Source organism: Modestobacter excelsi (genome assembly GCF_005930495.1).
Taxonomy (GTDB): Bacteria; Actinomycetota; Actinomycetes; order Mycobacteriales; family Geodermatophilaceae; genus Modestobacter; species Modestobacter excelsi.
Map to the genome: position 1 here is coordinate 43051 of NZ_SJEX01000015.1, position 24921 is coordinate 67971.

The following is a 24921-nucleotide window of genomic DNA, read 5'->3' on the forward strand; positions in this document are numbered from 1 at the left end:
CACTGGGTACGGTCGTCGCCGTGCGGCTGCAGGAGTTCTGGTCCCGGATGGAGCAGTTCTTCGGCTCGATGAGGGCGCGGACCGTGGCCGGTGACCACGTGTTCAGCACCCTCGGCGGGCGGACGGCGGTGGAGGCGATCGACGCCGGTGTGCCGATCCGCACCGTGTGGCTGGAGATCTGCAAGGAGTACGACGTCCCCCCGAAGGACCGCTGAGGCCCTCCGGCGGGACGACGGGTCAGCGGCCGAGGACGGTCCGCACGTGCTCGGCGAGCGTCGTGGTCGGCCGGCCGGTCAGCTCCGACAGCGTCCGGCTGCCGGTCTCCAGCGCACCCTGCGCGATCGCCTGGTCCAGCCCGACGACGAACTCCGCCGCCCCCTCCGGGAGCCCGGCGCCGAGCAGGGCCTGCAGACCCTGGAGCGGGACGGCTGGGTGCACCGCGAGGTCCGCTCGACCATCCCGCCGCACGTCGAGTACCGGCTCACCGAGGCCGGCGCCGAGCTGGTGCCCCACCTGCTCGGCCTCATCGACTTCGTCGAGGGGCGGATGCCCGCCGTGCGGGCCGCGCGGGCCGCTGCCGACCTGGTGCGCCCGCCCCGCTGAGGTGCTGCACGACCGTCCCGGCGTGTCGCTGGAGTCGAACAGGTGTTCGGCCTACGGTGTCCACAGGTCCGGTCTGCGTCCACAGATGCGCCCGGTCCGCCGAAACTGTCAGACCCCCGTCCTAGCGTCGTCGACGACCCGCTACAGCGACATCCGAAGGTGGCCATCATGGCAACGCTCGACCGCGACAAGGCCCTCGACATGGCCCTCGCCCAGATCGACAAGCAGTTCGGCAAGGGCTCCGTCATGCGCCTGGGCGACTCGCCCGAGGTCGCCATGAAGGTGATCCCGACCGGCTCGATCGCCCTCGACATCGCCCTCGGCGTCGGCGGCCTGCCGCGCGGCCGGGTGATCGAGGTGTACGGCCCGGAGGCGTCGGGCAAGACGACGGTCGCCCTGCACGCGGTGGCCAACGCCCAGGCGTCCGGCGGCATCGTCGCCTTCATCGATGCCGAGCACGCGCTCGACCCCGACTACGCCCGGGCGATCGGCGTCGACACCGACGCCCTGCTGATCAGCCAGCCCGACACCGGTGAGCAGGCGCTGGAGATCGCGGACATGCTGATCCGCTCCGGCGCGCTCGACCTGATCGTCATCGACTCGGTGGCCGCCCTGGTGCCCCGCGCCGAGATCGAGGGCGAGATGGGCGACAGCCACGTCGGTCTGCAGGCCCGGCTGATGAGCCAGGCGCTCCGCAAGATCACCGGTGCGCTGAGCAACTCCGGCACCGCGGCGATCTTCATCAACCAGCTGCGCGAGAAGGTGGGCGTCGTCTACGGCTCGCCCGAGGTCACCACCGGTGGTCGCGCGCTGAAGTTCTACTCGTCGATCCGTCTCGACGTGCGCCGCATCGAGACCCTCAAGCAGGGCACCGACGCGGTCGGCAGCCGGGTGCGGGTCAAGGTCGTCAAGAACAAGGTCGCCGCACCGTTCAAGCAGGCCGAGCTCGACCTCATCTGGGGCACCGGCTTCAGCCGTGAGGGTGGCCTCATCGACATCGGCGTCGAGCAGGGCTTCGTCCGCAAGTCCGGCGCTTGGTACACCTACGACGGCGACCAGCTCGGCCAGGGCAAGGAGAACGCCCGCAACTTCCTGCGGGACAACCCCGACCTTGCCGACGAGATCGAGAAGAAGATCAAGGAGAAGCTGGGCATCGGCGTCGCCAAGGTCGACGCGGCCGACGTGGCTGCTGAGCCGGCCGACTTCTGATCTCGCCGGTGTCCGACACGCTGTTCGGCGGCGGCCCGGGCGGGGGCTCCGAGGAGGACGCGGCGCCGGCCGACGACGCAGGTCGTCGGTCCGGCGGCCGCGGCCGCCGGGGCGGTGCCCGCGGCGGCTCCCGTGCCGGTGACGGCGGACCCGGGGACGGCGCGGGGCGTCGTCGCGGCGGCCGGTCCAGCGGCCCCCAGTGGAGCTCGCGGTCCGCGGACTCCGAGGCCGCGCCGGCCGAGATGGAGGACCCGGAGACCGTCGCCCGGGGCATCTGCCTGCGCGCGCTGACCGGCACGGCCAAGACCCGCAAGCAGCTGGCCGAGCTGCTAACCAAGAAGGACGTCCCGGTCGAGGCGGCCAACGCCGTGCTCGACCGGTTCACCGAGGTCGGCCTGATCGACGACGCCGCCTTCGCCGCTGCCTGGGTCACCTCTCGGCAGTCCGGCCGCGGGCTGGCCAGGCGGGCTCTCGCCTCCGAGCTGCGTGCCAAGGGCGTCGACGGCGAGGTCGCGGCTGCCGCCGTGGCCGAGGTCGACCCGCAGGACGAGTGGGACTCCGCCCGCCGGCTGGTGGAGCGGAAGGTCCCGTCCATGCGCCGGCTGGACCGCGTCACCGCTGAACGGCGGCTGATGGGCATGCTCGCCCGCAAGGGCTACGGCGGCGGGCTGGCCGGCTACGTCGTACGGGAGGCGCTCGACGCCGACGGCGCCGCCGAGGACGCCGCTGCCGAGGCCGAGCCCTTCGAGGCGAGGTCTGGGCAGGGTGACCCCGGACCGTCCGGCTCGCTCGGAGCGGCGTCGCACGGCGAGGCGACCGAGCCTGGGGCCGAGCCGCCGGTCTGGACCGCTGCCCGCTCCGCCGCCCGCAAGGCCCGGGCGGCGGCGACCGAGCTGCCCGACCAGGTCGCGGCGAGCCCCGAGGTGGGGGAGGGCTGGGCGCGGCCGATCAGCCGTGGCCGGCAGCTCCCGGGCCACCTCCTGCGCGGCGAGGACCTGCCCTGACGGCTGCGGGGCGTCGGTCCCGGTCGGACCTCTGACGACAGATCAGCCGGTGCGACAGGTGTCGCATCGGCTGATCGTCCTGCTGCGTGGTCTCCGTCGTCACCCCGGTGGGGTGGCCGGTGCCGGCTGCCCGATCGCGGTCGGGCAGCAGGCCCCGCCGCTCACCGGTCCTCTCGGGTTCCCGGTGAGCGGCGGGTGGTCTGCGTCAGGCGGTGGTCAGGCGCCCAGCTGGTCGAGCCAGGCGGTGACGTCGATGGCCACGCCACCGACGGCCTCCTCGTCCGGCACGAGCCAACGGCGGCTGCGCTCCTGACCGGCGCTCAGCCACTGCTCGATGGCGGAGTCGAACTGGGACATGGTGATCTCCTTGCCGGCGATCGTGCTGGCCGGGCCGAGGAAGGTCACGTCGGACTCCTGGCCGGCGGGGTAGAGCAGCACGACGCGGCAGCGGGCGCGGCGGTGCCGGGCCGGCGGGACCGCTTCCCGCACGATCGCCGAGTCGGCACCGGCGGCGGCGGCAAAACGGCGGGCGCTGGCCCGCAGCTTGCCGACGAAGATCTGGGTCGTGGTCTCCAGGTCGTCGTCGTCGAGGTCCCGGTGCGTGTGGCGTGATGCGGTGGCGGTGGAGGTCACGCTCTCCCTCTCGGCAGACGATCCTCCCGAGGTCACCGGCGACATGTGCCAAGTCCAGCGCGCAACTCCGGCACAACCCCGTCCGCCCGTCCGCCCGGGAGCGCCGCAGCGCTGCCGGACGGAGGGAGTTGGGGGTCCCAGCGGTCACCCGGGTCCGGCACTGCCGGACCCGGGTGTTCCCATCGGCGGCTCAGGCGGCTCGGGTGGCGTAGGCCTGGCGCCCGGCGTCGGCGACCTGGTGGTCCTCCTCGACCGTGCCTGCGCTGACCCCGACACCTCCGGTGATGGCACCGTCAGGATCGGTCAGCAGGACCCCGCCGCCGAAGACGACCAGGCGCCCACCGGTGGTGGACTCGATGCCGAAGAGGGGCTGCCCTGGCTGGACGAGTCCGGCGAGATCCCGGGTGTCGGTCTGGAAGTAGACGGCAGTCAGCGCCTTCTTCTGCGAGATGTCGACGCCGATGAGCTTGGTGCCGTCCATCGACGCGAACGCCACCAGGTTGCCGCCGTCGTCCACCACGGCGATGTTCATCGGCTGCCCGACGGCCGCCGCCTCCGTCTTGCACGCGTCGATGATCGTCTCGGCCTGCTCCAGGGTGATCTGTCTGCTCATGTGCCTCTCCTAGCGTCCGGTGGGGTGGATCGGTTGGTCCGTGCCGCGGCTCGCCGGGCCGTCAGAACACCCGGACCGGTACCTCCGCCGGCGCATCGAGCAGGGCGTCGATCTCGTCGTCCAGCTTGACCAGGGTCAGGGATGCGCCGGCCATGTCCAGGGAGGTGCAGTACTCGTTGACGTAGCTGCGCGTCACCGTGATGCCGCGTTCGGCGAGCTGCTGGTGCGCGCGGCGGTAGAGGATGTAGAGCTCGCTGATGGGCGTGCCCCCGAGCCCGTTGATCATCAGGGCCACGCTGTCGCCGGAGGCGTACGGCAGGTCGGTGACGACCGCCTCGAGGAGTTCGTCGACGATGGCGTCCGCCGTCGTCATCTTCTTCCGCTCGCGGCCGGGCTCGCCGTGGATGCCGACACCCATCTCGATCTCGTCCGGGCCGAGCTCGAAGAGCGGTGAGCCCTTGGCCGGCGGGGTGCAGGCGGTGAGCGCCACGCCCATCGTCCGGGTGACGTCGTTGACCTTCTTGCCGACCCGGATCACCTCGTCGAGGTCGTCGCCGCGCCCGGCGGCCGCGCCCACCGCCTTGATCACGAAGAAGTTGCCGGCGACGCCACGCCGGCCCACCGTGTAGGTCGAGTCCTTGACAGCCACGTCGTCGTTGATCGTCAGGATCTCGACCTTGAGCCCCTCCGACTCGGCCATCTCCTTGCCCATGTCGAAGGCCATCCGGTCGCCGGTGTAGTTGTTGACCAGCAGCAGCACGCCTTTCGGCGAGGCCAGCAGCTTCGCCGTCTCGTAGACGTAGTTCATGGGTGGGGCGGCGAAGACGTCACCCGGGCAGGCGGCGTCCAGCATCCCCCTGCCGACGATCATGACGTGGGCCGGCTCGTGCCCGGACCCGGAGCCCTGCACGATGGAGACCCGGTCCTCGCTGGGAGCGTCAGCCCGCATGATCAGGTTGTGCTCGGGCACGTACTTCAGGCGGTGCGGGTTGGCCAACGCCAAGCCCTCGAGCATCTCCGGGACGAACTGCTTGGGGTCGTTGACGAACTTCTTCATGACGCTCCCTCTGTCTGCCAGGCCTCGTTGATCCGTCCGATGATCACGGCCACGCCCATGGCGCCGGCGTCGACCGAACCCCTGCTGCGCTCCCCCGTGTACGACGCGCGACCGCGCTTGGCGACCATGTCCGCGGTGGCCTCCGCGGCCTCCCTGGCGGTCTCGGCCAGCGCGGCGAGCACGTGCGCTGGGTCGATGCCCGCGGTCACCTCTGCCTCCAGTCGATCGGTGACGGGCACCAGGACGTCGAGCAGGGTCTTGTCGCCGACGTCGGACTGGCCCCGCGCCTTGATCCCCTCGATGGCCGCGCGGAGCATGGCCACGACCTGGTCACCGGTCAGGCTGTCCGTCGCCCCGGCGGTCATCCCGGCGCGCATGAACGCGGTGCCCCAGATCGGCCCCGAGGTGCCCCCGATCCGAGCCGTGATCACCATGCCGATCTTCTTCAGGAAGGTGCCGATGTCGCTGCGGTCGACGTCGTCCCAGCCCTCGAGGACGTTCTCGAAGCCGCGGGCCAGCGAGTAGCCGAAATCGCCGTCGCCGACCACCGCGTCGAGATCTCCGAAGTACTTCTCGTTGTCCACGGCCGTCTGGGCGATCGTGCGGACGACCAGGTCGACCTGCTGCTGTGCCGTGCTGCTCACGCCGTTCCTCTCTCGGGCCGGTCGGTGGACGGGGTGCGGTCCGGTCGGCCCAGACATGCCCGGGCGTCGCTCAGCACGATGTGGTGACCGGGCTGCGCCTCGCCCCGGTTGGCCAGGACCTCGATCGGCGGGCGGTCGGGGTCGCCCAGTTCGGACACCACGAGCACCGCCTCGTCGAAGGGCTCGTGCCGGGTGTAGCCGTTGACCGTGACCAGGCAGGGGAGCCCGGCACCGGTCGCGGCGAGCAGGCCGTTCCGCGAGTCCTCGACGACCAGCGTGTCGGCCTGGTCGAGGCCCAGGGTCTGCAGGACGAGGGCGTAGATCGCCGGGTTCGGCTTCTTCGCCGGGACGACGTCCCCGGCGAAGACCGGTATCCGCTCCGCGGTGTCCGCTCCGACGGCGTGCTGCAGCACGGCGCGCACGGATTCCTCGGCCGACGTGGAGGCGACCGCGACAGTCCACCCCTCGTCCAGCGCCTCGGTGATCAGCCGGGCGACGCCGGGCCGGGCCGGGATCTCCCCGGCCGCTACCAGCGCGCGGAACCTCGCCGTCTTCGTGCGGTGCCACTGCGCGAGGAGCTCCGCGCGGCCGCCGTCGTCGTCCGGGATGCCGGCGGCGCGGACGAACTCCGGGTCGCGGAAGAGGCTGGCCATCCGCTCCTTGCCGCCGCCGATGGCGAGCTTCTCGCCGTAGTCGTCCTCGCTCCACCGCACCGGCAACCCGTGCTCGGCGAAGGTGGCGTTGAAGGCGGGGAGGTGGCCGTACCGCTCGGTGTCGGCGAGCACCCCGTCGCAGTCGAAGACCAGTGCGCTCACCAGGCACGTCCGGAGCTGCCGAAGGTGCGCATGTGCTCCTGGGCCATGCTCATCACGGCGGTCCGCTGGTGGGTGAAGAGGGACGGCGGGTCCCACTTCCCCTGCGCCTCGGCGCCACGGAGGAACTCCAGGCTCGACTGCATGTAGACCTGCTTGAGTGCCGTGGAGATGTTCACCTTCGCGCAGCCCCGCGCGATCAGGTCCTGGAACTGCTCCGCGGACAGTCCCGTGCCGCCGTGCAGCGCCATCGGCACGCCGGTCGCCTGCACGAGGTCGCTGACCCGCTGGTGGTCCAGCACGGGGGCCGCCGTGTACTGACCGTGCGCGTTCCCGATCGCGGGGGCGAAGCAGTCGACACCGGTGCGCCGGATGAAGTCGACGGCCACCTCCAGCGTCTGGACGACGGAGGCGTCGTCCGAGCCTAGGCCGTCCTCGACCCCTTGGATGCCCTCGATCTCGCCCTCGACGTGCGCGCCGCGTGACCGGGCCTCGGCGACCACCTCGGTGGTCTGCCGGAGGTTCTCCGCGACGTCGAGCTCGTGGGCGTCGAAGAGGACCGAGTTCCAGCCGCCCTCGAGGCAGTCGCTGATGACCGAGCGGTCGGGGCAGTGGTCCAGGTGCAGCGTCACCGGCACCGCGACGTCCTCCACCAGGGTGCGGAAGATGTCGGCCAGCTGCCGACGGCCGTACATCCGCACCGTCTTGACCGAGGTCTGCAGGATGACCGGGGATCGCTCCTCGACCGCGGCAGCGAGGACGGCCTCGATGCTCAGGTCGTTGACGATGTTGAACGCCGGCACGCCGTACCGGTCGGCCAGTGCACGGTCGAGCAGCTCTTTCATGGGGACGACAGGCACCGACGCTCCTGTGCTCTCGGTCGGATCGGCTCTCCGAGCTGTTCCAGGAGTAAAGCGTGGTGCGCGTCACAGGTGTATGGGGTGAATCACCCAGTTCAGTCGACGGTCGGTCGGCCACCGGGCCGCGGCAGCCAGCCCCGGTCCAGCGCGGTCATCACCGCGGCGGTGCGGCTGCTCGTCCCGGTCTTGTGCAGCACGGCAGCCACGTGCTTCTCGACGGTCTTGGGCGACAGCACCAGCGCAGCGGACATCTGCCGGTTGCTCATCCCACGGGCGAGCAGGGCGACGGTCTCGTGTTCCCGCCGGGTGAGTGGTGAGCGCCGGCCAGGAGTGCACGACCCGGCCGGCGCAGCAGTGCCCGGGCGGGGCCCGAGCACCCCGCCGTCCTCACCCCGGCGGCGGAGGAGGTGGCTGAGGGAGGGGTCGTCGACCCCGGCGCGGACGATGTCGGGGACCGCGGTCTGGGTGAGCAGTTCGAGCTCGTCGACCTCGGCCACGGTGAACCTGCGGGGGCGGCAGGCGAACACGACGTTGGCACCCACCACGTCACCGCGCCACCAGATCGGGACCGCGGCGACAGCGCCGGAGTGCGCTGCCTCGCCGGCTGCCAGGTGACCGGCACGGATCTCGCCGTAGGTCGCCAGGACGACCGGCCGTCGTCGCGCCACCACCTGTCCGGTGACGCCCTCGTCGAGGGGGAAGCTGCCGCCGAGCTGGCAGGACGTCCCGCGCTCGGCCAGCTTGGCGTAGCGGTCACCCGAGCCGTCGACCAGGGAGATGCTGCCCGCCGCAGCCTCCACCAGGCTGCCGCTGGTCGCGATCAGCCGATGCAGCAGGTCTGCGACCGGGTCCTCTGCAGGCGGAGCCACCGCCCACGCGCCCTCTGCCATGCGACTCCTCGTCGAGCCGGCGGGAACAGCCTGGCGCCACACCGTACGGGGGTCGAGGGCGCCGCGCAGCGCAAGGCTGCTCGTCGTCGGGCAGCGCACAGGCCCCGGCGTCCAGGTGCGGACGACGGGGGCCTGGCGGAGTGCGCTCAGATCGAGGTCTGGCCGGTGACCGAGGGGGTGTCGGGCAGGACGACGGCGTGCGTCGCGGCCGCCTTGGGGCTGCGACGCGACCGGTGTTCGATGTACTTGGCCAGCTGGGACAGCAGCACGTTGACGATGATGTAGATCAGGCCGGCGGCCACGTACAGCTGGAAGGTGTACTGGTTGCCGAAGCGCGGGGTGAAGAACTCCACCAGGCTGCGCGCCTGCCGGAGCAGCTCGAAGTAGCCGATGATGAAGCCCAGCGAGCTGTCCTTGAGCAGCACGACCAGCTGGGCCACCAGCACCGGCAGCATCCGGCGGACCGCCTGGGGCAGCAGCACCAACCGCATGACCTGCGACTTGCGCAGCCCGATGCCGTAGGCCGCCTCGGACTGACCGCGGTCGACCGACAGGATGCCGGCCCGGAAGATCTCCGCCAGCACGGCCATGTTGTAGAGGACGAGGCCGCCGGTGAGGGCCGCGTAGGCGCTGAGCCGGATGCCCAAGCCCGGCAGCACGAAGTACAGCGCGAAGATCACCACCAGCAGCGGGATCGCCCGGAAGAACTCGATGACCGCGGTGACGGCGATCCGCACCGGCCGGTGGTCGGAGAGCCGGCCCACCGCCAGCAGCAGCCCCAACAGGGTGGCGAAGACCATGCCGACGGCGGCGACCCGCAGGGTGCGCAGCAGGGCCTCCCACAGCGCCTGGGGCACCCCGCTGTTCGGGTCGAAGAGCACCGACCAGCGCTGCGGGTCGAGTTGGCCGTTGCGGCCCAGGCGGACCAGCACGAAGGCGATGACCGCCAGCACCAGCAGTGAGCCGATGACCGTGGCGATCCGGATCCGGGCACGCGCCTTGGGGCCCGGGAGGTCGAAGAGGACCGGGGCGCTCATCGGAGGATCGCCACCCGTCGCTCGACCCGGCTGACGACGTACGCCGCCGGCAGGGTGATCAGCATGTAGCCGGCGACGACCGCCAGCAGGACCAGCAGGATCTCCCCGCCGTTCGCATTCGACAGCCGCTGCAGCGACGCGGTCAGCTCGGTGACCGCGAAGCCGGCGGCGATCGAGGTGTTCTTGACCATCGCGATGAGGACGTTGCCCAGCGGGGGGATCACCGTGCGGAACGCCTGGGGGAGCACCACCTCACGCAGCGACTGGCCGAAGGTCAGGCCGAGAGCACGGGCAGCCTCCGCCTGCCCCGGGGGGACGGCGTTGATCCCGGACCGCACCGCCTCGCAGACGAACGCGGCGGTGTACAGGCCCACCGCGAGGACGGCGCCGGTGAAGAAGCCGACCGCGAAGTCGATCTGCGGCAGGCCGAAGATGATGAAGAAGAAGACCACCGTCAGCGGGGTGTTCCGGAAGGTCTCCACGTAGAAGGTCGCCAGGCCCCGCAGCGGGAGGATCGGACTGACCCGGAACGCGGCCAGCAGGGTCCCGAGGACCAGGGCCAGCAGCCCGGCCAGCACGGACAGTTCCAAGGTCTTCAGGAAGGCGTCCCGCAGCAGCGGGAAGTTGTCGATGAAGAACTGCACCACGCCTCCCTCCGAGGCTCAGGCAGTGCGCTGCCGGGCGGGGGACCCCGCCCGGCAGCAGCACGGGTCGGTCAGTAGCGGTCGATGGTCGGCGGCTCGGGGGCCTCCTGGCCGCTGATGGCGCCGGCGGTGGCGTCCCAGGCGTCGGCCCACGAGCCGTCGTCGAAGGACTCCTCGAGCGTGTCGTTGACGAAGTCGCGGAACGGCTGGTCGCCCTTGGCCAGCCCGATGCCGTAGGGCTCCTCGGTGAACGGGTTGCCCACCAGCTCGAAGCCCTCCTTGTTGCCGGCGACCAGGCCGGTCAGGATGACGTTGTCGGTCGTGACTGCGTCGACCTGGCCGTTGGTCAGGGCGTCGGCGCACTTGGAGTAGACGTCGAACAGCGTCAGCGTCGCCTCGGGGTAGTTGGTGCGGATGTTCTCCGCCGGCGTGGAGCCCTCGACCGAGCAGACGTTCTTGCCGGCCAGGTCGTCGGGGCCCTCGATGCCCAGCGGGTTGCCCTTGGCGACCATGATGTCCTGGCCCGCCTCGTAGTACGGCCCGGCGAAGTCCACGACCTCCTTGCGCTTGTCGTTGATCGTGTACGTCGCGATCACCAGGTCGACCTGACCGTTCTGGATGAACGACTCGCGGTTGGCGGACACCGTCTCGGTCCAGGTGATCTTGTCCTCGGGGATCCCGAGCTTGCCCGCGATCAGCTTGCCCATCTCGACGTCGAAGCCCTCGGGCGCCTTGGTGGTCGGGTTGAGCAGGCCGAACCCGGGCTGGTCGTACTTCGTGCCGATGGTGATCGCGCCGGCCTCGTTGAGGTCGGCCATCGTCGTCCCGGCCTCGAACGAGGCGTCGGTGGCGACGGCGGCGGCGCCGTCGTCGGCGGCGTCCTCGGCCTGGTTCCCGGCGTCGCTGGAACAGCCGGCCAGCACGGCGCCGGCCGTGGCCATCGCCGCCAGGGCCGCGAAGGGGCGGGTGATGCGCATGAGGGGTCCTCTCGTGGGGGTGCGGTCGGTCAGTGGTTCAAGATCTTGGAGAGGAAGTCCTTCGCCCGGTCCGAGGTCGGGTTGGTGAAGAAGGTCTCCGGGGTCGCGGACTCGACGATGCGGCCGGCGTCCATGAACACCACGCGGTTGGCGGCGCGGCGGGCGAAGCCCATCTCGTGGGTGACCACGACCATCGTCATGCCGTCGTGCGCCAGTGCGGTCATCACCTCGAGGACCTCGTTGATCATCTCCGGGTCCAGCGCGGAGGTGGGCTCGTCGAAGAGCATCACCTTGGGGTCCATCGCCAGCGCCCGGGCGATGGCCACCCGCTGCTGCTGCCCACCGGAGAGCTGGGCGGGCACCTTGTCGGCCTGGTGGCCCACGCCGACCCGGTCCAGCAGCTCCCGGGCGCGCTTCTCCGCCTCGGTCCTGGACTGCTTGCGCACCGTGGTCGGCCCCAGCGTCACGTTCTGCAGCACGGTCTTGTGCGCGAAGAGGTTGAAGCTCTGGAACACCATGCCCACGTCGCTGCGCAGCCGGGCGAGCTCCTTGCCCTCGTCGGGCAGCCGCTGGCCGTCGATGGTGATCTCGCCGTCCTGGATGGCCTCCAGGCGGTTGATCGCGCGGCACAGCGTCGACTTGCCCGAGCCCGACGGCCCGATGACGACGACGACCTCGCCGCGGTCGATCGTCAGGTCGATGTCCTGCAGCACGTGCAGGTCACCGAACCACTTGTTGACCCCGGACAGGCGGACGAGAGGTTCTCCGGTCGGACGATCAGTCACAGCCGAGCACCCTAAGCGCGTCCGCAGACCGTGACGTCGCCGGGCGATCACGAAGCCGTAACGAACGTGTCCGCGGCTGGGAGTTCCTGGGGCGGGTCTCGATCGGGTCACGACCTGTGCCGGCGGCCGGGTCTCTACGATGCGGTGGTGAACGGCAAGACCTACCTCGTGCGCACGTACGGCTGTCAGATGAACGTCCACGACTCCGAGCGGCTGTCCGGACTGCTCGAGCAGGCCGGCTACACCGCCGCCGCCGAGGGCGCCGACGCCGACGTCGTCGTGCTGAACACCTGCGCGGTCCGCGAGAACGCCGACAACCGGCTGTACGGCAACCTCGGGCACCTGCGCCCGGTCAAGGACGCCCACCCCGGCATGCAGATCGCCGTCGGCGGCTGCCTGGCGCAGAAGGACCGCGGCGAGATCGTCCGCCGGGCCCCGTGGGTGGACGTCGTCTTCGGCACCCACAACGTCGCCTCGCTGCCGGTGCTGCTCGAGCGCGCCCGGCACAACGCCGAGGCGCAGGTGGAGATCGTCGAGTCCCTCGAGGTCTTCCCCTCCACGCTGCCGGCCAGGCGGGACTCCGCCTACTCCGGCTGGGTGTCGATCAGCGTCGGCTGCAACAACACCTGCACGTTCTGCATCGTCCCCGCGCTGCGCGGCAAGGAGAAGGACCGCCGTCCGGGCGAGGTGCTGGCCGAGGTGCAGGCGCTGGTCGACCAGGGCGTGCTCGAGGTGACCCTGCTCGGGCAGAACGTGAATGCCTACGGTGTGGAGTTCCGCGAGCGCGGCGCCTTCGCCGACCTGCTCCGCGCGGCGGGCACCATCGAGGGCCTGGAGCGGATCCGGTTCACCAGCCCGCACCCGCGCGAGTTCACCGACGACGTGGTGGAGGCGATGGCCGAGACGCCGGCGGTCTGCCACCAGCTGCACATGCCGCTGCAGTCCGGCTCGGACGACGTGCTGCGCCGGATGCGCCGCGGCTACCGGCGGGACCGCTACTTGGGGATCATCGACCGGGTGCGGGCCGCGATGCCCGACGCCGCGATCACCACCGACATCATCGTGGGCTTCCCCGGCGAGACCGACCAGGACTTCACCGACACCCTCGACGTCGTCCGGCAGGCCCGCTTCGCCAGCGCCTTCACCTTCCAGTACTCCAAGCGCCCGGGCACGCCGGCGGCCGAGATGGCCGGGCAGTTGCCCAAGGAGGTGGTGCAGGAGCGCTATCTGCGGCTGACGGCCCTGCAGGACGAGATCAGCTGGGCGGAGAACACCGCGCTCATCGGCCGGCGGGTCGAGCTGCTGGTCGCGTCGGGGGAGGGCAGCAAGGACGCCGCCCGCGGCCGCCTCTCCGGCCGGGCCCGGGACGGCCGGCTGGTGCACTTCACGGCGACCGACGGCGTCCGCGCCGGGGACGTCGTGGAGACGGTCGTGACCGCCGCGAAGCCGCACTTCCTGGTCGCCGACGGCGAGCTGGTCTCCCACCGCCGCACCCGGGCCGGAGACGCCAGCGAGGCCGGCACCCGCCCGAGCACGCCCGGCGTGCTGCTCGGGATGCCGCGCATCGGGGCTCCTGCCCCCGCCTGACCGCACTGCTGGGGAGTGCACCGCAGACCGCCCCGGCGCTGGTCCCGGCGGTCGCTCCTGCCCGCCGCGGGCCGCGGTGCCGGCCCCCGCGGGTGGTCCGGTGGCTGACTCCGAGCCCCAGGAGAGTGCCACCTGGACATGGAGACCGCGAGCTACCGCGCGCTTCGCGGCTGGCGCCCGGGACGCACGAAGGGCCCCGTCCGGACCGGACGGGGCCCTTCGTGGACCAGGTCAGCGGCGGGAGGAGGACTTCTCCGCCTCGGCCAGCCACTCGCGCCGGGTGGTCAGGTTGGCCTCGGCCTCGCTGATCCGCTTCGCGTTGCCGGCCGCCTGCGCCTTGGCCAGCTGGTCCTCGGCCTTGCTGACGGCTGCCCGCATCGAGGTGAGCAGCGGGTTCTCCGGCTGGACCCGCGGCCGGGCCGAGTCCGCGACGCCGCGGAACTTCTCCTCGACGGCACGCATCCGGTCCTCGAGGGGACGCATGGCGTTGCGCGGCACGTGCCCGATGGCGTCGTAGCGCTCCTGGATCTTGCGCAGCGAGCTCTGCGCCGCCCGGTTGCCGGGGTCCAGCGCCTCGGCCTCGGCCAGCAGCTCCTCCTTCTGCTTCTGGTTGGCCAGCTCGTCGGAGCTGCGGGCCTGGTCGGAGGCGGTGCGGGCGGCGAAGAAGACGTCCTGCGCGGCGCGGAACTTCTTCCACAGGTCGTCGTCGGTGTCCCGGCCGACCCGCGGCACCGCCTTCCAGCGGTCCATCAGCGAGCGCATCGCGGCGCTGGTCGGGCCCCACTCGGTGGAGGTGGACAGCCGCTCGGCCTCGGCGATGAGCTCGCTCTTGGCGGCGCGGGCCTCCGCACGCTGGGTGTCCAGCTGGGCGAAGTGGGCGCCCCGGCGGCGTCCGAAGGCGTCCCGGGCGGCCGCGAAGCGGTGCCACAGCGCCTCGTCGGTCTTCCGGTCGATGCCCTTGATCGTCTTCCACTCCTCGACGATCGCCTTCAGCCGGTCGCCGGCGGCCTTCCACTGCGTGGACTCGGCGGCGATCTGCTCGGCCTCGGCGGCGAGTGCCTCCTTGCGGGCGATCTGCGCGGCCCGCGCCTTCGCCTTCTCCGCCCGGTTCGCCGCGACGGCCGTCTCGGCCATGCTCGAGATCGCCCGCGCCCGCAGCGCCAGGTGGTCGAGGTCGCCGACGGCCGCGGAGGTCAGGATCTGGTCCGCCAGCTCCTCGGCCTTGGCCTTGATCTCGCCCGGGTTGCCCGTGTGCGCGGCCAGCCGCGCCTCCAGCAGGGACACCTCGGTGGCCAGGTCGTCGAACCGGCGGCCGTAGTGCGCGAGCCCTGCCGCCGGGTCACCGGCCTGCCAGGAACCGACGGCGCGCTCCCCGGCCGCGGTCGTCACGAAGACGGTGCCCTCGTCGTCGACCCGGCCCCACGCGGTGGGGTCCGACGCCGGGACGGCCGGGACGATGATCGGCGTCTCCGCCGGACCCGAGGGGCCGGCGGCGTGCCGGCCACCGGGGGACGGCACCGGCGCGGCGGCCGGGGTCTCGCTGGGCGGCGCCGGGACGGGGGACGCGGCGGTGGGCGCGTCGGGAGTGGGCACGTCGGTCGTGGGCGCGTCGGTCGTGCTCGTGGGGGTGGGGTCTGCCGTCGGGTCGGTGAGCGTGGCGTCGCCCGGCGACCCGGCCGCGGGGGTGCCCGCCTCGGGGGTGACCGCCTGCGTCCCGGGGACCTCGTCGCCGGTCCCGACCTCCGCGGGCTCGGGGACGACGGCGTCCGGCGTCGCCGCCAGCGGACCCTCGTCGACCGGCGCGGTCCCGGTCACCGACGGGACGACCTCGGCACTCGGCTCTACGGGCGCCGCGTCGACCGCGGTCACGCGGTGGGCGGGTTCGTCGACGCCTGGTTCCACCACCTCCGGGACGACCGCGTCGGGGGTCGCCGCCAGGGGCGTGGAATCGACCGGGGCGACCTCGGCGAGCGCATCCTCGGGGCGCTCGTCGGGGGCGGGGGCGGCCTGCTGCGTCCGGTCTCCGGTGTTCTCCGTGCTCGACACGCCAGCAGTCTCCCACGCCCCATCGGCAAGACTGCCCCGCGTGAGACCTCTCCGTCCGGTCACGGTGGCCTTCTGCCCGCAGCCGCCGCTGCTGCTGCCCGCGGTCGCCGGCGTGCACAGCGCCGACCTGGGCGCGCTGCGGGCCGCGGTGTCGGCCGCCGTGCAGGTGGTCCTGCAGGACGGACCCGACGTCGTCGTCGTGCTCGGGACGGGTGCCGACGGGGTGCGGTTCGGCCCCGGCGACGTCGGTGACCTGCGCGGATTCGGGATCGACCTCGAGCTGCCCTTCTCCGGGTGGGCGCGGCCGGGCGGCCGGCGGCTGCCGCTGCCGCACCTGGTGGGCGCCTGGCTGCTGGACCAGGCCGGCCACACCGGCGTGCGGCTGGGCGTCGGTCCCGGCGACCTCGGGACGGCGCTGTCGGACCTGCCGGGCCCGGTCGGCATCCTCGCCATGGGTGACGGCTCGGCCCGGCGCAGCGAGAAGGCCCCCGGCCACCTGGACCCTGCCGCCGCCCCCTTCGACGCGGCCGTCGCCCGGGCGCTGGCCGCCGGGGACGCCGGCGCGCTGGCCACCCTGGACCCGGTGGAGGGGGCGCGGCTGCTCGCCGCCGGGGTGCCGGTGTGGCGGGCGGTCGGTGCCGCGCTCGACGGGCTGGACATCGACGGGCAGCTGCTCACCGACGAGGCGCCGTTCGGGGTCGGCTACCCGGTGGCGACCTGGCGGACCCGGTGACCGCGGACCTGCCGCCGGTGGTCGCCGTCGTCGGGCCGACCGCCACCGGGAAGACCGCGCTCGCGGTCGTCCTGGCCCACCGCCTCGGGGGAGAGGTGGTGAACGCCGACTCGATGCAGCTCTACCGCGGCATGGACATCGGCACGGCCAAGCCCACGCCGGCGGAGCGGGACGGCGTGCCGCACCACCTGCTCGACCTGTGGCACGTCCGGGAGCCGGCCTCGGTCGCGGAGTACCGCCGGCGCGCCCGGGCGGAGGTGGACCGGCTGCGTGCCGCGGGCGTCGTCCCGCTGCTGGTGGGCGGGTCCGGGCTGTACGTGCGGGCCGTCCTCGACGAGCTGGACTTCCCCGGCACCGACCCGGCGGTGCGGGCCCGGCTGACCGAGGAGCTCACCGCAGCCGGGACGGCGGCGCTGCACGCCCGGCTGGCCGCCCTCGACCCGGCGGCCGCCGCCGCGATCCTGCCCAGCAACGGCCGGCGGGTGGTCCGCGCGCTGGAGGTCATCGAGCTGACCGGGCAGCCGTTCACCGCCCGGCTGCCCGAGCCGACGGCGCACTACCCGGCGGTGACCGTCGGGCTGGACCGGGCGGCCGACGACCTCGACGAGCGGGTCGCCCGGCGGGTGGACCTCATGTGGGCCGCCGGCTTCGTCGACGAGGTGGCGGCCCTGGCCGCCGACGGGCTGCGCGACGGGCCGACCGCCTCCCGGGCGCTCGGCTACGCCCAGGTCCTGCAGCAGTTCGACGGCGCGCTGACCGCCGAGGAGGCGAAGGCGCGCACGGTGAGCACGACCCGCCGGTTCGTCCGCCGGCAGCGCTCCTGGTTCCGTCGCGACCCCGCCACCACCTGGTTCGACGCCGGGCGGGCCGACCTGGCCGACGTCGTGGTCGAGCTGATCGGCGACCGTACGATCGGGCGGTGATCGACAGCGCGAGCCCGCGGGTGCTCCTGGGCCACGGCACGGAGAACGACTTCGTCGTCCTGCCCGACCCCGACGGCGACGTCTGGCCGGAGTCCCGGCTCGACGCCGACCTGGTCCGCCGGCTCTGCGACCGCCGGGCCGGGCTGGGCGGCGACGGTGTGCTGCGCGTCGTCCGCAGCCGGCACGTCCCCGACGCCTCCGCCGTCCTCGGGGACGCCCTCGCCGACTGCGAGTGGTTCATGGACCACCGCAACGCCGACGGGTCGCACGCGGAGATGTGCGGCAACGGCATCCGGCTGTACCTGCACGTGCTGCTCGCCGAGGGCCTGCTGGACCGGGCGGCCGCCGGGGCCGGCGTGCTGGTCGGCACCCGCGGGGGGCCACGGCGGGTCGGTGCACGCCCGGACGGCGGCTACTGGGTGGACATGGGCCCGGCGGTGCCGCTGGGGCGCGGCGAGGCCCGGATCGCCGGTGTCGCGTTCCCGGGGCTCGGGGTGTCGATGGGCAACCCGCACCTGGTCACCCTGACCGACGTCGAGGTCGACACCCTGGACCTGTCGGTGCTCCCGGGCGTCGACCCGGGGATGTTCCCCGAGGGCGTCAACGTCGAGGTCGTCAACGTGCTCGCCGCGGAGGACGCCCCGGCCGGTGCCTGCGCGCACGTCCGGCTGCGGGTGTACGAGCGCGGCGTGGGGGAGACCCGGTCCTGCGGCACCGGCGCGTGCGCCGCGGCCTACGCGGCCCTGGAGGCCGGGGGCCGGACCGCCGGGACGGTCGCGGTGGACGTCCCGGGCGGCCGGTTGTCGGTGGACTTCGACGGGACGACGACGGTGCTGTCCGGTCCGGCCGTCGTCGTCGCCTCCGGCGTCCTCACCCCGGAGTGGCTCGGGGTCTGACCGGTTCCCCGGCGGTCAGGGGTGGTCCGGCTCGCCGGCTCCCACGTCGTCGCCCGCGGCCTCGTCGTCGTTGCCGCGCGGGGTGCCGCGGCCGGTGTCCTGGTCGGCGCCGCCGAAGAGGTTGCGGGGCGGGTCGAGGCCGGCCGGGTCGCGGCCCGGGTCGTCGAGCTCGCCGTCGGAGTTGGTGGTCGGCTGGGTCATCGTCGTCCTCCCTCGCAGGGCCTGGGTCCCGGTCGCCCTACCCGCTGTTCCCAGGCGCAACCGGCTCGGCGTCGCGCACCCGGCCGCCGTCCTCCTCGTCGGGCAGGTCGCCCATGGTCAGCAGCGGGCTGAGCAGCACGGGCAGGCAGGCGAGGAAGCCGCCGCCGACAGCGACCCAGAGCGCCGGCACCACGCCGAGCCACTCGCCGAGGACGCCGCCGAGCAGGCCGCCGACCGGCATCGTCCCGAAGACGATGAACCGCACCGAGGCGTTCATCCGGCCCAGCAGCCGGGGTGGGCACAGCCGCTGCCGGAAGCTGACCTGGACGACGTTGTAGACCACCACCGCCCAGCTCAGCACGAACCAGCCGGCCGTCAGGACGACGGCCGGGGCGCCGACCACGGCCAGCGGCACGAAGACCCCGGCCGCGGCGAAGACGACCGCCGAGAGCGGGATCGCCCGCCCCTCACCGACCCGCCGGGCGAAGCGGGCCGCCGTCGCGGCGCCGAGCAGGCCGCCGACGGCGCCGACCGAGAACACCAGTCCCAACGTGCTCTCCGGGAGTCCCAGGACGCGGATCACGAAGAGCACCAGCAGGGCGCTGGTCATCGAGCCGAACAGGTTCGAGGTGCCGGTGCAGGCGACGATCCGGCGCAGCAGCGGGTGCTGGACGACGAAGGACAGGCCTTCGGCGATCTCGGCGCGCAGCGGCCGCCGACCGGCCCGGTCGGGCACCGTGTCCGGGCGCCGGATGCTGCCGAGGAACAGCGCGGACAGCAAGAAGGAGGCCGCGTCACCGGCGATGAGCAGGGGCGCCCCGAGCACCCGCAGCAGCAGGCCGGTCAGCCCCGGGCCGGCGACCTGGGCGACCGCGCGGCTCGCCTCGAGCTTGCCGTTGCCGTCCACCAGCTGGTCGCGCTCGACCAGGGTGGGCAGGTAGCTCTGGTAGGCGACGTCGAAGAACACCGTGGCCGTGCCGGTGACCGCGGCGACGACGAAGAGCTGGCCCAGGGTGAGCACGTCGAGCAGGTAGGCCACCGGCAGCGTCGCCAGCACCAGGGCGCGGACCAGGTCGGCGGTGACCAGCACCCGCTTGCGGCGCCAGCGGTCCACCCACGCGCCGGCCGGCAGACCGATGAGCAGGAAGGCGGCGGTCTCCAGCGCGGTCAGGACGCCCATCTGCAGCGGCGTCGCGTCCAGCACGGTCACCGCGACGACCGGGAGCGCCAGCAGCGTCACCTGGGTGCCGACCTGGCTGACCGTCTCGGCCGCCCACAGGTGCCGGAAGTCGCGGTGCCGGAGCAGGCGCCGATCGGAGGTCACCCGGGCAGCCTGAGCTGAGTGATCGAGGGATGTCAATCACCTTGTCGCGGCTCGGCCTACGCTGCTGCCGTGGCCGAGCCGGAGGGTCCCCCGCGCCTGGCCGGCGAGCGTCGCCCGGCGACCGACGCCGAGGCCCGCGCGCTGGCCTCCGCCGTCCGGCTCCGGATCCTGCGGCTCTGCCTGGACGAGCCACGGACCAACAAGGAGATCGCCGTCCGGCTGGACCGGCACCCGGCAACGGTGCTGCACCACGTGCGCACGCTCGTGGACACCGGGTTCCTGGTCGCCGGACCGGTGCGGCGCGGGACGCGTGGCGCCCGGGAGGTGCCCTACCGGGCGACCGGCAAGAGCTGGCTGATGGACGGCGCCGGCGGCGCATCCCCCGGGCAGGACCCGGCGCTGGGCGCCTTCCTGGAGGAGGTGGCGGCCGTGGGGGAGGAGCACCTCGAGAGCACCCGGCTGGGGTTGCGGCTCTCGGCCGCCGACCGCGAGGACCTGGCCCGGCGGCTGCACGACCTGCTCGACTCCTACGCCCGCCGACCCCCCGACCCGGACGGCGAGAAGTGGTCGCTCTACATCGGGATGCACCCGGAGCCCTGAGGTGTTGTACCGGGCGATGACAACAGCTCGCACCACAAGTCAGTCGCCCTCCCCGCGAGGGCATGCCACGCTGGACACGATGACGACAGCCCAGAACCGCGCGATCCTCGACGAGGCCGAGGCCCGGGTCGAGAAGGCCGCGCGCGCCCGCGCCCAGGACCCGACTCCCGCACCCACCACCCCGTGGGACGCCCCGGACGACTCGACCGGCTCCTACGTCAGGGAGGAGCGCGGCGCGCTCCGCCGGGTCGCCGGCCTCTCCACCGAGCTCACCGACGTCACCGAGGTCGAGTACCGCCAGCTCCGTCTGGAGCGGGTCGTCCTGGTCGGCGTCTGGACCGAGGGGACGTCGGCGGACGCGCACCGCTCGCTCGCCGAGCTCGCCGCACTCGCCGAGACCGCCGGCTCCCAGGTGCTCGACGCGCTCGTGCAGCGTCGCGACAAGCCCGACCCGGCCACCTACGTGGGCTCGGGCAAGGCCGCCGAGCTCCGCGACGTGGTCGCCGCCACCGGCGCCGACACCGTCATCTGCGACGGCGAGCTGGCCCCGGGCCAGCTCAACCAGCTGGAGAAGATCCTCAAGGTCAAGGTGGTCGACCGGACCGCGCTGATCCTGGACATCTTCGCCCAGCACGCCACCAGCCGGGAGGGCAAGGCGCAGGTCGAGCTCGCCCAGATGCAGTACATGCTGCCCCGGTTGCGCGGCTGGGGTGAGTCGCTGAGCCGGCAGGCCGGTGGCCGTGTCGCCGGCGGTGGCGGCATCGGTACCCGTGGCCCCGGTGAGACCAAGATCGAGACCGACCGTCGCCGGATCCGGGCCCGGGTCAGCAAGCTGCGCAAGGAGATCGCCGGCATGGCGACCGCCCGCACCACGCAGCGCAACTCCCGTGACCGCAACGCGACCCCCAGCGTGGCGATCGCCGGCTACACCAACGCGGGCAAGTCCAGCCTGCTCAACCAGCTCACCGACGCCGGCGTGCTGGTGCAGGACGCGCTCTTCGCCACCCTGGACCCGACGGTCCGCCGGGCGCAGACGCCGGACGGCCGCGAGTTCACGATGACCGACACCGTCGGCTTCGTACGCCACCTGCCGCACCAGCTGGTCGACGCCTTCCGGTCCACACTGGAGGAGGTCGCGGCCGCCGACCTGCTCGTCCACGTGGTCGACGGGTCGGATCCCGACCCGCTGGGCCAGATCGACGCGGTGCGGGTCGTGCTCAACGAGATCGACGCCGCCGCGGTCCCCGAGCTCATCGTGGTCAACAAGGTCGACGCGATGAGCGAGGAGGACGTGCTGGCCCTGCGGCAGGCGCTCCCCGGCGCCGCCTGGGTGTCCGCCCGGACCGGGGCTGGCATCGAGGCGCTGCGGGACGTGATCGCCGCGCGGCTGCCGCACCCGGACGTCGACGTCGAGGTGCTGGTGCCCTACGACCGGGGTGACCTGGTCGCCCGGGTGCACCGGGACGGCGAGGTCATCGAGGAGCGGCACGAGGCCACCGGCACGGTCCTCACCGCCCGGGTCGCGCCGGCACTGGCGGCGCTGCTCGAGGACTACGCCGCACCCGTCACCGGGGTCTGACGCCCGCGGTGGTCCGCCTCCGGGCGGACCACCGCCGACGATCACGAGCAGGTCACGCCCCCGGTACCGTGATCCGGTGGCCAGGAGTGCGGTGCAGCCGACGGCGGACGCCGCTGGTGGCGTGCCGTCCGGCCGGTCCGACCCGGACATCGGCGTCGGCCGGCCACCGTGGTGGGTGCTCCTGCTCGCCGCGGTGGTCACCCTCGTGGTCACCGTCGACCTGCTCCACCGGGGCTGGCTGGAGCGGATGGACCTGCAGGTCTCCGAGGTGGTCAGCGTCTGGGACCTGCGGCACTCCGACGCCTACTGGTTCGTCTGGGCCTTCACCCAGGCCGGTGGACGGGGGTTCATCCTCATCGTGCTGGCCACCCTCGTAGGCTGGCTGGCCGTCCGCTGCCGCACCCTGGTCCCGCTGGTCCGCGTGCTGATGGCCCTGGCCCTGCTCACCGCGGTCGTCTACGCGTTCAAGTACGGCACCGGTCGCACGGCACCGGCCTATCCCGGGTCGTTCTTCCACCGGGACGGGGCCAGCTACCCCTCCGGCCACGTGGCCAACGCCGTCCTGATGTGGGGCGTCGCCCGCTGGACCGCGGTGGAGTACGGGTTGCCCGCCGGGGTGCAGCGCACGTTCTGGCTGCTGAGCATCCTGGGGCCGCTGTCCACCGGGGTGGCCATGGTGGCGCTGGACTTCCACTGGGTCACCGACGCCGTGGTGGGCCTGGCCGTCGGGCTCCTGCTGCTGGGCGTGGTTCATGCACTCGACGCGGTCGTGGTGCCACGCTGGGTCCGTGCCAGAGCGGGCCGTTCGCAGCCCTGACCGCGTGGGACGCCGGAGGGCGGGCCGCGCGGTGCTGGGTGCGCCCCTCGGCCTGGTGCTCGCCGTCCTGCCGGTCGTCCCGGCCGGTGCCGGAGGTGACGACGCCGCGCCCTACGGCCAGCCGACCACGCGCTGCGAGATCACCGATCCACGGCTGCCCGAGCTCTCCGGCCTGGCCAGCGCCGGCGACACCATGCTCGCCATGGACGACGGCGGCGACCGCGCCGAGGTGTACGTGCTCGACGGCAGCTGCGCGGTCGGCGAGGTCCGCTCCGCCGACGTCGACCCCTACGACCCCGAGGACCTGGCGCTGGCCTCGGACGGGACGATCTGGCTGGCCGACACCGGTGACAACAACCAGGACCGGGAGACCGTGGCGCTCATCGGCCTCCGCCCGGACGGCAGCCACACCCTGACCCGGCTCACCTACCCGGACGGGGCGCACGACGCCGAGGCCCTGCTGCTGGCACCGGACGGCACGCCGTACGTGGTCACCAAGGAGGTCCTGGGGGCCAGCGCCGTCTACCGGCCGGATGCCCCGCTCGCCGACGGCGCCACCGTGCCGATGAGCGAGGTGCTCCGGCTGGGGTTCACGCTCACCGGGACGCCCGGTGGCCCGGTGGGGCGCGCCGGGCAGCTGCTCGTCACCGGTGGTGCCGTCTCGCCGGACGGTCAGCGGATCGCGCTGCGCACCTACACGGACGCCTACGTCTGGCCGCTCGCCGGCTCCGACGTCGTCGGTGCGCTCGGCGGCGCCCCGGCGCGGGTGGCCCTGCCAGAGTCGCCCCAGGGCGAGGCGATCACCTTCGCCGCGAACAGCCGTGACCTGCTGGTGTCGGGTGAGGGGCTGCCGGCCACGGTGACCCTGCTGCCCGCGTCCGGCGCGCTCGAGCCGGCCGCGGTAACCGGTCCCGCCGAGGACGCCTCGGCGGAGGGTGCGCCGGCCCGCTCGGTGAGCCCGTTGACGGCCGGGCTGGTCGCCGCCCTCGCCGCCACCGCCCTGGTGTGGGTCGTCGGTCGGTTCCGCCGCCGCCAGCAGAACTGACCGCCCGGCCCCGCTGCAGGGGCCCGCCGCGAGCTTGCGAGCGGTGGGGGCAGCGGGGTCCTTCTTCAGACGCGGCGCAGGACGGTGACGACCCGGCCGAGGACGGTCGCGTCGTCTCCGGGGATCGGCTCGTAGGCCTCGTTGTGCGGCATCAGCCAGACGTGCCCGTCGCGGCGCTTGTAGGTCTTCACCGTCGCCTCGCCGTCGATCATGGCCGCCACGATCTCGCCGTTCTCCGCGGTCGGCTGCTGCCGGACGACGACCCAGTCGCCGTCGCAGATGGCCGCGTCGACCATCGAGTCACCGGCGACCTTGAGCATGAACAGCGTGCCCTCACCGACGAGCTCGCGGGGGAGCGGGAAGACCTCCTCGACCGCCTGCTCGGCCAGCACCGGACCACCGGCGGCGATCCGGCCGACGAGCGGGACGTAGGTCGGCCGGGGAGCAGCGGCCTCGTCCACGCCGCTCGCCGCGCCGGCGGCGGCCAGCGGCCCGGAGGCGGGCTCGGCGGCCCCTGTCATGACGGCCGTCTCGCCGGGGAGCCGGACGTCGAGCGCGCGTGGCCGGTTGGGGTCGCGCCGCAGCCAGCCCTTGCGCTGCAGCACCGACAGCTGGTGGGCCACCGAGGAGGCTGAGGAGAGGCCCACGGCCTCACCGATCTCGCGGACCGAGGGCGGGTACCCCCGACGGTCGATGGAGTCGCGGATGACCTCGAGCACCCGGCGCTGCCGCTGGGTCAGCCCGTCACCGGCCTCGCCGCGGTCGGGGAACTCGCGGATCGCCGCACCGGCTCCGGCCGCCCCGCTGGCGCGGCCGCGCCGTGTGGAGCCCTTGCCACTGCCTGCCGTCGGGCCGTCGACCGCCATGTGTCCTCCTCGTCCGGCTGCCGGGGCAGCGGTTCCCGGGTGCGTCGCCGCGCTCCGGCCGGGCCGGTGCGGCGATCCCGATCTCGATCGCAGGTGAACGGTAGCGGGTCACACCCGTGTAGTTCAAACACCTGTTCGAAGAAGTCGGCGTCAGGAGCTGGACTTGTCGGGGGGATGCGGTAGACATCGCACAGCGTTCGATTCGAACAGGCGTTCGAGGCACCTGCTGCACGCCTGGTCGGTCGCGCGACCCGTCCTACCGCCCGGCACCGTCAGACCCCAGGAGCACCCCGTGACCAGCCCCCAGCGCCGCGTCCCTCCCTCCGTCGTGCCTCTCGCCGAGTTCCCCGCCGAGCGCGTCTCCGTCCGGCCGGTCGCCGTCCCGCCGGCAACCGCCCGCTGCGCCGGATCGGTCGGGCGCGGCCCCCGGTCTGCAGCCCCGGCCGGCTCCCGTCGTGACCCGGCCCGACCGGGGGCCCGCCCGGCCTGGGCGGTCGGGCCGGCCCTCGGGCGTCCGGTCCGCGGGGGTTGTGCGG

At 73.3% G+C, this 24921-nt stretch carries 28 protein-coding genes; 12 read left to right on the top strand and 16 right to left on the bottom strand.

Annotated elements, in window-relative coordinates; translation table 11 throughout:
- Positions 1-20 precede the first annotated feature (20 nt).
- Positions 21-215, top strand: a complete 195-nt coding sequence (locus FHL80_RS07695; RefSeq protein WP_026846876.1) for a DUF3046 domain-containing protein — start codon at positions 21-23, stop codon at positions 213-215.
- A 22-nt stretch (positions 216-237) separates the two neighbouring features.
- Here the strand turns inward: FHL80_RS07695 and FHL80_RS07700 are convergent, their stop codons facing one another.
- Positions 238-438, bottom strand: a complete 201-nt coding sequence (locus tag FHL80_RS07700; protein WP_216870523.1) for a Rossmann-fold NAD(P)-binding domain-containing protein — start codon at positions 436-438, stop codon at positions 238-240.
- On the opposite strand from FHL80_RS07700, the gene FHL80_RS07705 reads away from it, so the two are divergent.
- The 3 genes from FHL80_RS07705 to FHL80_RS07715 all read left to right on the top strand — a co-directional run bounded on the left by FHL80_RS07705 (position 433) and on the right by FHL80_RS07715 (position 2816).
- Entirely contained in the window at positions 433-603 is a 171-nt protein-coding gene (locus FHL80_RS07705; protein WP_246078531.1) for a winged helix-turn-helix transcriptional regulator, read from the top strand. The two genes, FHL80_RS07700 and FHL80_RS07705, sit on opposite strands and share 6 nt — an antisense overlap.
- Positions 604-771: 168 nt before the next feature.
- Entirely contained in the window at positions 772-1812 is a 1041-nt protein-coding gene (gene recA / locus FHL80_RS07710) for a recombinase RecA (protein ID WP_138732864.1), read from the top strand.
- A gap of 8 nt (positions 1813-1820) precedes the next feature.
- Positions 1821-2816 (top strand): regulatory protein RecX, encoded by a 996-nt coding sequence (locus FHL80_RS07715; RefSeq protein ID WP_246078532.1) that lies wholly within the window; start codon positions 1821-1823, stop codon positions 2814-2816.
- 216 nt (positions 2817-3032) lie between these two features.
- Here FHL80_RS07715 and FHL80_RS07720 read toward each other — a convergent pair whose 3' ends face one another.
- The 11 genes from FHL80_RS07720 to FHL80_RS07770 all read right to left on the bottom strand — a co-directional run bounded on the left by FHL80_RS07720 (position 3033) and on the right by FHL80_RS07770 (position 11768).
- Positions 3033-3449, bottom strand: a complete 417-nt coding sequence (locus FHL80_RS07720; protein ID WP_138732865.1) for a hypothetical protein — start codon at positions 3447-3449, stop codon at positions 3033-3035.
- A 190-nt stretch (positions 3450-3639) separates the two neighbouring features.
- Positions 3640-4062, bottom strand: coding sequence for a GlcG/HbpS family heme-binding protein (locus FHL80_RS07725; protein WP_138732866.1), 423 nt, complete (start codon positions 4060-4062; stop codon positions 3640-3642).
- A gap of 61 nt (positions 4063-4123) precedes the next feature.
- Positions 4124-5119, bottom strand: coding sequence for a dihydroxyacetone kinase subunit DhaK (gene dhaK / locus FHL80_RS07730; RefSeq protein WP_138732867.1), 996 nt, complete (start codon positions 5117-5119; stop codon positions 4124-4126).
- Positions 5116-5763: a dihydroxyacetone kinase subunit DhaL gene (gene dhaL / locus FHL80_RS07735; protein WP_216870518.1), complete on the bottom strand. Its 648-nt coding sequence runs from the start codon at positions 5761-5763 to the stop codon at positions 5116-5118. The genes dhaK and dhaL overlap by 4 nt, the downstream gene beginning before the upstream one ends.
- Complete coding sequence (locus tag FHL80_RS07740; RefSeq protein ID WP_138732869.1) at positions 5760-6578, bottom strand: HAD-IA family hydrolase; 819 nt, start codon at positions 6576-6578, stop codon at positions 5760-5762. Before FHL80_RS07740 ends, dhaL begins: the two co-directional genes overlap by 4 nt.
- Complete coding sequence (locus tag FHL80_RS07745) at positions 6575-7435, bottom strand: class II fructose-bisphosphate aldolase (protein ID WP_138732870.1); 861 nt, start codon at positions 7433-7435, stop codon at positions 6575-6577. The genes FHL80_RS07740 and FHL80_RS07745 overlap by 4 nt, the downstream gene beginning before the upstream one ends.
- Before the next feature lie 95 nt (positions 7436-7530).
- Positions 7531-8325 carry a helix-turn-helix transcriptional regulator gene (locus FHL80_RS25305; RefSeq protein WP_216870519.1) on the bottom strand — a complete coding sequence of 265 codons (795 nt, stop codon included), beginning with the start codon at positions 8323-8325 and terminating at the stop codon, positions 7531-7533.
- 146 nt (positions 8326-8471) lie between these two features.
- On the bottom strand, positions 8472-9362 hold the full coding sequence (locus FHL80_RS07755; protein ID WP_138732871.1) for an amino acid ABC transporter permease: 891 nt from the start codon (positions 9360-9362) through the stop codon (positions 8472-8474).
- The gene (locus tag FHL80_RS07760; RefSeq protein WP_138732872.1) at positions 9359-10006 is read right to left on the bottom strand and encodes an amino acid ABC transporter permease; all 648 of its coding nucleotides are present in this window, start codon (positions 10004-10006) and stop codon (positions 9359-9361) included. The genes FHL80_RS07755 and FHL80_RS07760 overlap by 4 nt, the downstream gene beginning before the upstream one ends.
- Positions 10007-10077: 71 nt before the next feature.
- Positions 10078-10983: a glutamate ABC transporter substrate-binding protein gene (locus FHL80_RS07765; protein WP_138732873.1), complete on the bottom strand. Its 906-nt coding sequence runs from the start codon at positions 10981-10983 to the stop codon at positions 10078-10080.
- Positions 10984-11012: 29 nt separating this feature from the next.
- Positions 11013-11768, bottom strand: coding sequence for an amino acid ABC transporter ATP-binding protein (locus FHL80_RS07770; protein ID WP_138732874.1), 756 nt, complete (start codon positions 11766-11768; stop codon positions 11013-11015).
- Positions 11769-11915: 147 nt separating this feature from the next.
- Between FHL80_RS07770 and miaB the strand changes: the two genes are divergently transcribed.
- On the top strand, positions 11916-13355 hold the full coding sequence (gene miaB, locus FHL80_RS07775) for a tRNA (N6-isopentenyl adenosine(37)-C2)-methylthiotransferase MiaB (RefSeq protein WP_138732875.1): 1440 nt from the start codon (positions 11916-11918) through the stop codon (positions 13353-13355).
- A 231-nt stretch (positions 13356-13586) separates the two neighbouring features.
- On the opposite strand, the gene FHL80_RS07785 is transcribed toward miaB, so the two are convergent.
- Positions 13587-15401 carry a DUF349 domain-containing protein gene (locus FHL80_RS07785; protein ID WP_138732877.1) on the bottom strand — a complete coding sequence of 605 codons (1815 nt, stop codon included), beginning with the start codon at positions 15399-15401 and terminating at the stop codon, positions 13587-13589.
- A 40-nt stretch (positions 15402-15441) separates the two neighbouring features.
- On the opposite strand from FHL80_RS07785, the gene FHL80_RS07790 reads away from it, so the two are divergent.
- From FHL80_RS07790 to dapF, 3 genes are read left to right on the top strand one after another with little or no spacing between them, the layout of a single operon-like run.
- Complete coding sequence (locus FHL80_RS07790) at positions 15442-16134, top strand: class III extradiol ring-cleavage dioxygenase family protein (RefSeq protein WP_138732878.1); 693 nt, start codon at positions 15442-15444, stop codon at positions 16132-16134.
- Positions 16131-17057, top strand: coding sequence for a tRNA (adenosine(37)-N6)-dimethylallyltransferase MiaA (gene miaA, locus FHL80_RS07795; protein ID WP_138732879.1), 927 nt, complete (start codon positions 16131-16133; stop codon positions 17055-17057). Before FHL80_RS07790 ends, miaA begins: the two co-directional genes overlap by 4 nt.
- Positions 17054-17953 (top strand): diaminopimelate epimerase, encoded by a 900-nt coding sequence (gene dapF / locus FHL80_RS07800; protein ID WP_138732880.1) that lies wholly within the window; start codon positions 17054-17056, stop codon positions 17951-17953. The genes miaA and dapF overlap by 4 nt, the downstream gene beginning before the upstream one ends.
- Positions 17954-17968: 15 nt before the next feature.
- On the opposite strand, the gene FHL80_RS07805 is transcribed toward dapF, so the two are convergent.
- Positions 17969-18154, bottom strand: coding sequence for a hypothetical protein (locus FHL80_RS07805; protein ID WP_138732881.1), 186 nt, complete (start codon positions 18152-18154; stop codon positions 17969-17971).
- 37 nt (positions 18155-18191) lie between these two features.
- Complete coding sequence (locus FHL80_RS07810) at positions 18192-19478, bottom strand: MFS transporter (protein ID WP_138732882.1); 1287 nt, start codon at positions 19476-19478, stop codon at positions 18192-18194.
- A 69-nt stretch (positions 19479-19547) separates the two neighbouring features.
- On the opposite strand from FHL80_RS07810, the gene FHL80_RS07815 reads away from it, so the two are divergent.
- The 4 genes from FHL80_RS07815 (at position 19548) to FHL80_RS07830 (ending at position 23519) form a co-directional block, all read left to right on the top strand.
- Positions 19548-20078 carry an ArsR/SmtB family transcription factor gene (locus FHL80_RS07815; RefSeq protein WP_138732883.1) on the top strand — a complete coding sequence of 177 codons (531 nt, stop codon included), beginning with the start codon at positions 19548-19550 and terminating at the stop codon, positions 20076-20078.
- Between the two features lie 79 nt (positions 20079-20157).
- Positions 20158-21657 (top strand): GTPase HflX, encoded by a 1500-nt coding sequence (gene hflX / locus FHL80_RS07820; RefSeq protein WP_138732884.1) that lies wholly within the window; start codon positions 20158-20160, stop codon positions 21655-21657.
- Positions 21658-21733: 76 nt separating this feature from the next.
- Positions 21734-22474, top strand: a complete 741-nt coding sequence (locus FHL80_RS07825) for a phosphatase PAP2 family protein (protein WP_246078533.1) — start codon at positions 21734-21736, stop codon at positions 22472-22474.
- A gap of 4 nt (positions 22475-22478) precedes the next feature.
- Positions 22479-23519, top strand: coding sequence for a hypothetical protein (locus FHL80_RS07830; protein WP_246078534.1), 1041 nt, complete (start codon positions 22479-22481; stop codon positions 23517-23519).
- Between the two features lie 65 nt (positions 23520-23584).
- Here FHL80_RS07830 and lexA read toward each other — a convergent pair whose 3' ends face one another.
- Entirely contained in the window at positions 23585-24385 is an 801-nt protein-coding gene (lexA, locus tag FHL80_RS07835; RefSeq protein WP_138732885.1) for a transcriptional repressor LexA, read from the bottom strand.
- Positions 24386-24921: the final 536 nt, after the last annotated feature.

Coding starts and splice junctions, on each gene's coding strand:
- recA (WP_138732864.1), top strand. CDS start 772: ATGGCAACGCTCGACCGCGACAAGGCCCTCGACATGGCCCTCGCCCAG.
- FHL80_RS07725 (WP_138732866.1), bottom strand. CDS start 4,062: ATGAGCAGACAGATCACCCTGGAGCAGGCCGAGACGATCATCGACGCG.
- dhaK (WP_138732867.1), bottom strand. CDS start 5,119: ATGAAGAAGTTCGTCAACGACCCCAAGCAGTTCGTCCCGGAGATGCTC.
- FHL80_RS25305 (WP_216870519.1), bottom strand. CDS start 8,325: ATGGCAGAGGGCGCGTGGGCGGTGGCTCCGCCTGCAGAGGACCCGGTC.
- FHL80_RS07755 (WP_138732871.1), bottom strand. CDS start 9,362: ATGAGCGCCCCGGTCCTCTTCGACCTCCCGGGCCCCAAGGCGCGTGCC.
- FHL80_RS07765 (WP_138732873.1), bottom strand. CDS start 10,983: ATGCGCATCACCCGCCCCTTCGCGGCCCTGGCGGCGATGGCCACGGCC.
- FHL80_RS07805 (WP_138732881.1), bottom strand. CDS start 18,154: ATGACCCAGCCGACCACCAACTCCGACGGCGAGCTCGACGACCCGGGC.
- hflX (WP_138732884.1), top strand. CDS start 20,158: ATGACGACAGCCCAGAACCGCGCGATCCTCGACGAGGCCGAGGCCCGG.
- lexA (WP_138732885.1), bottom strand. CDS start 24,385: ATGGCGGTCGACGGCCCGACGGCAGGCAGTGGCAAGGGCTCCACACGG.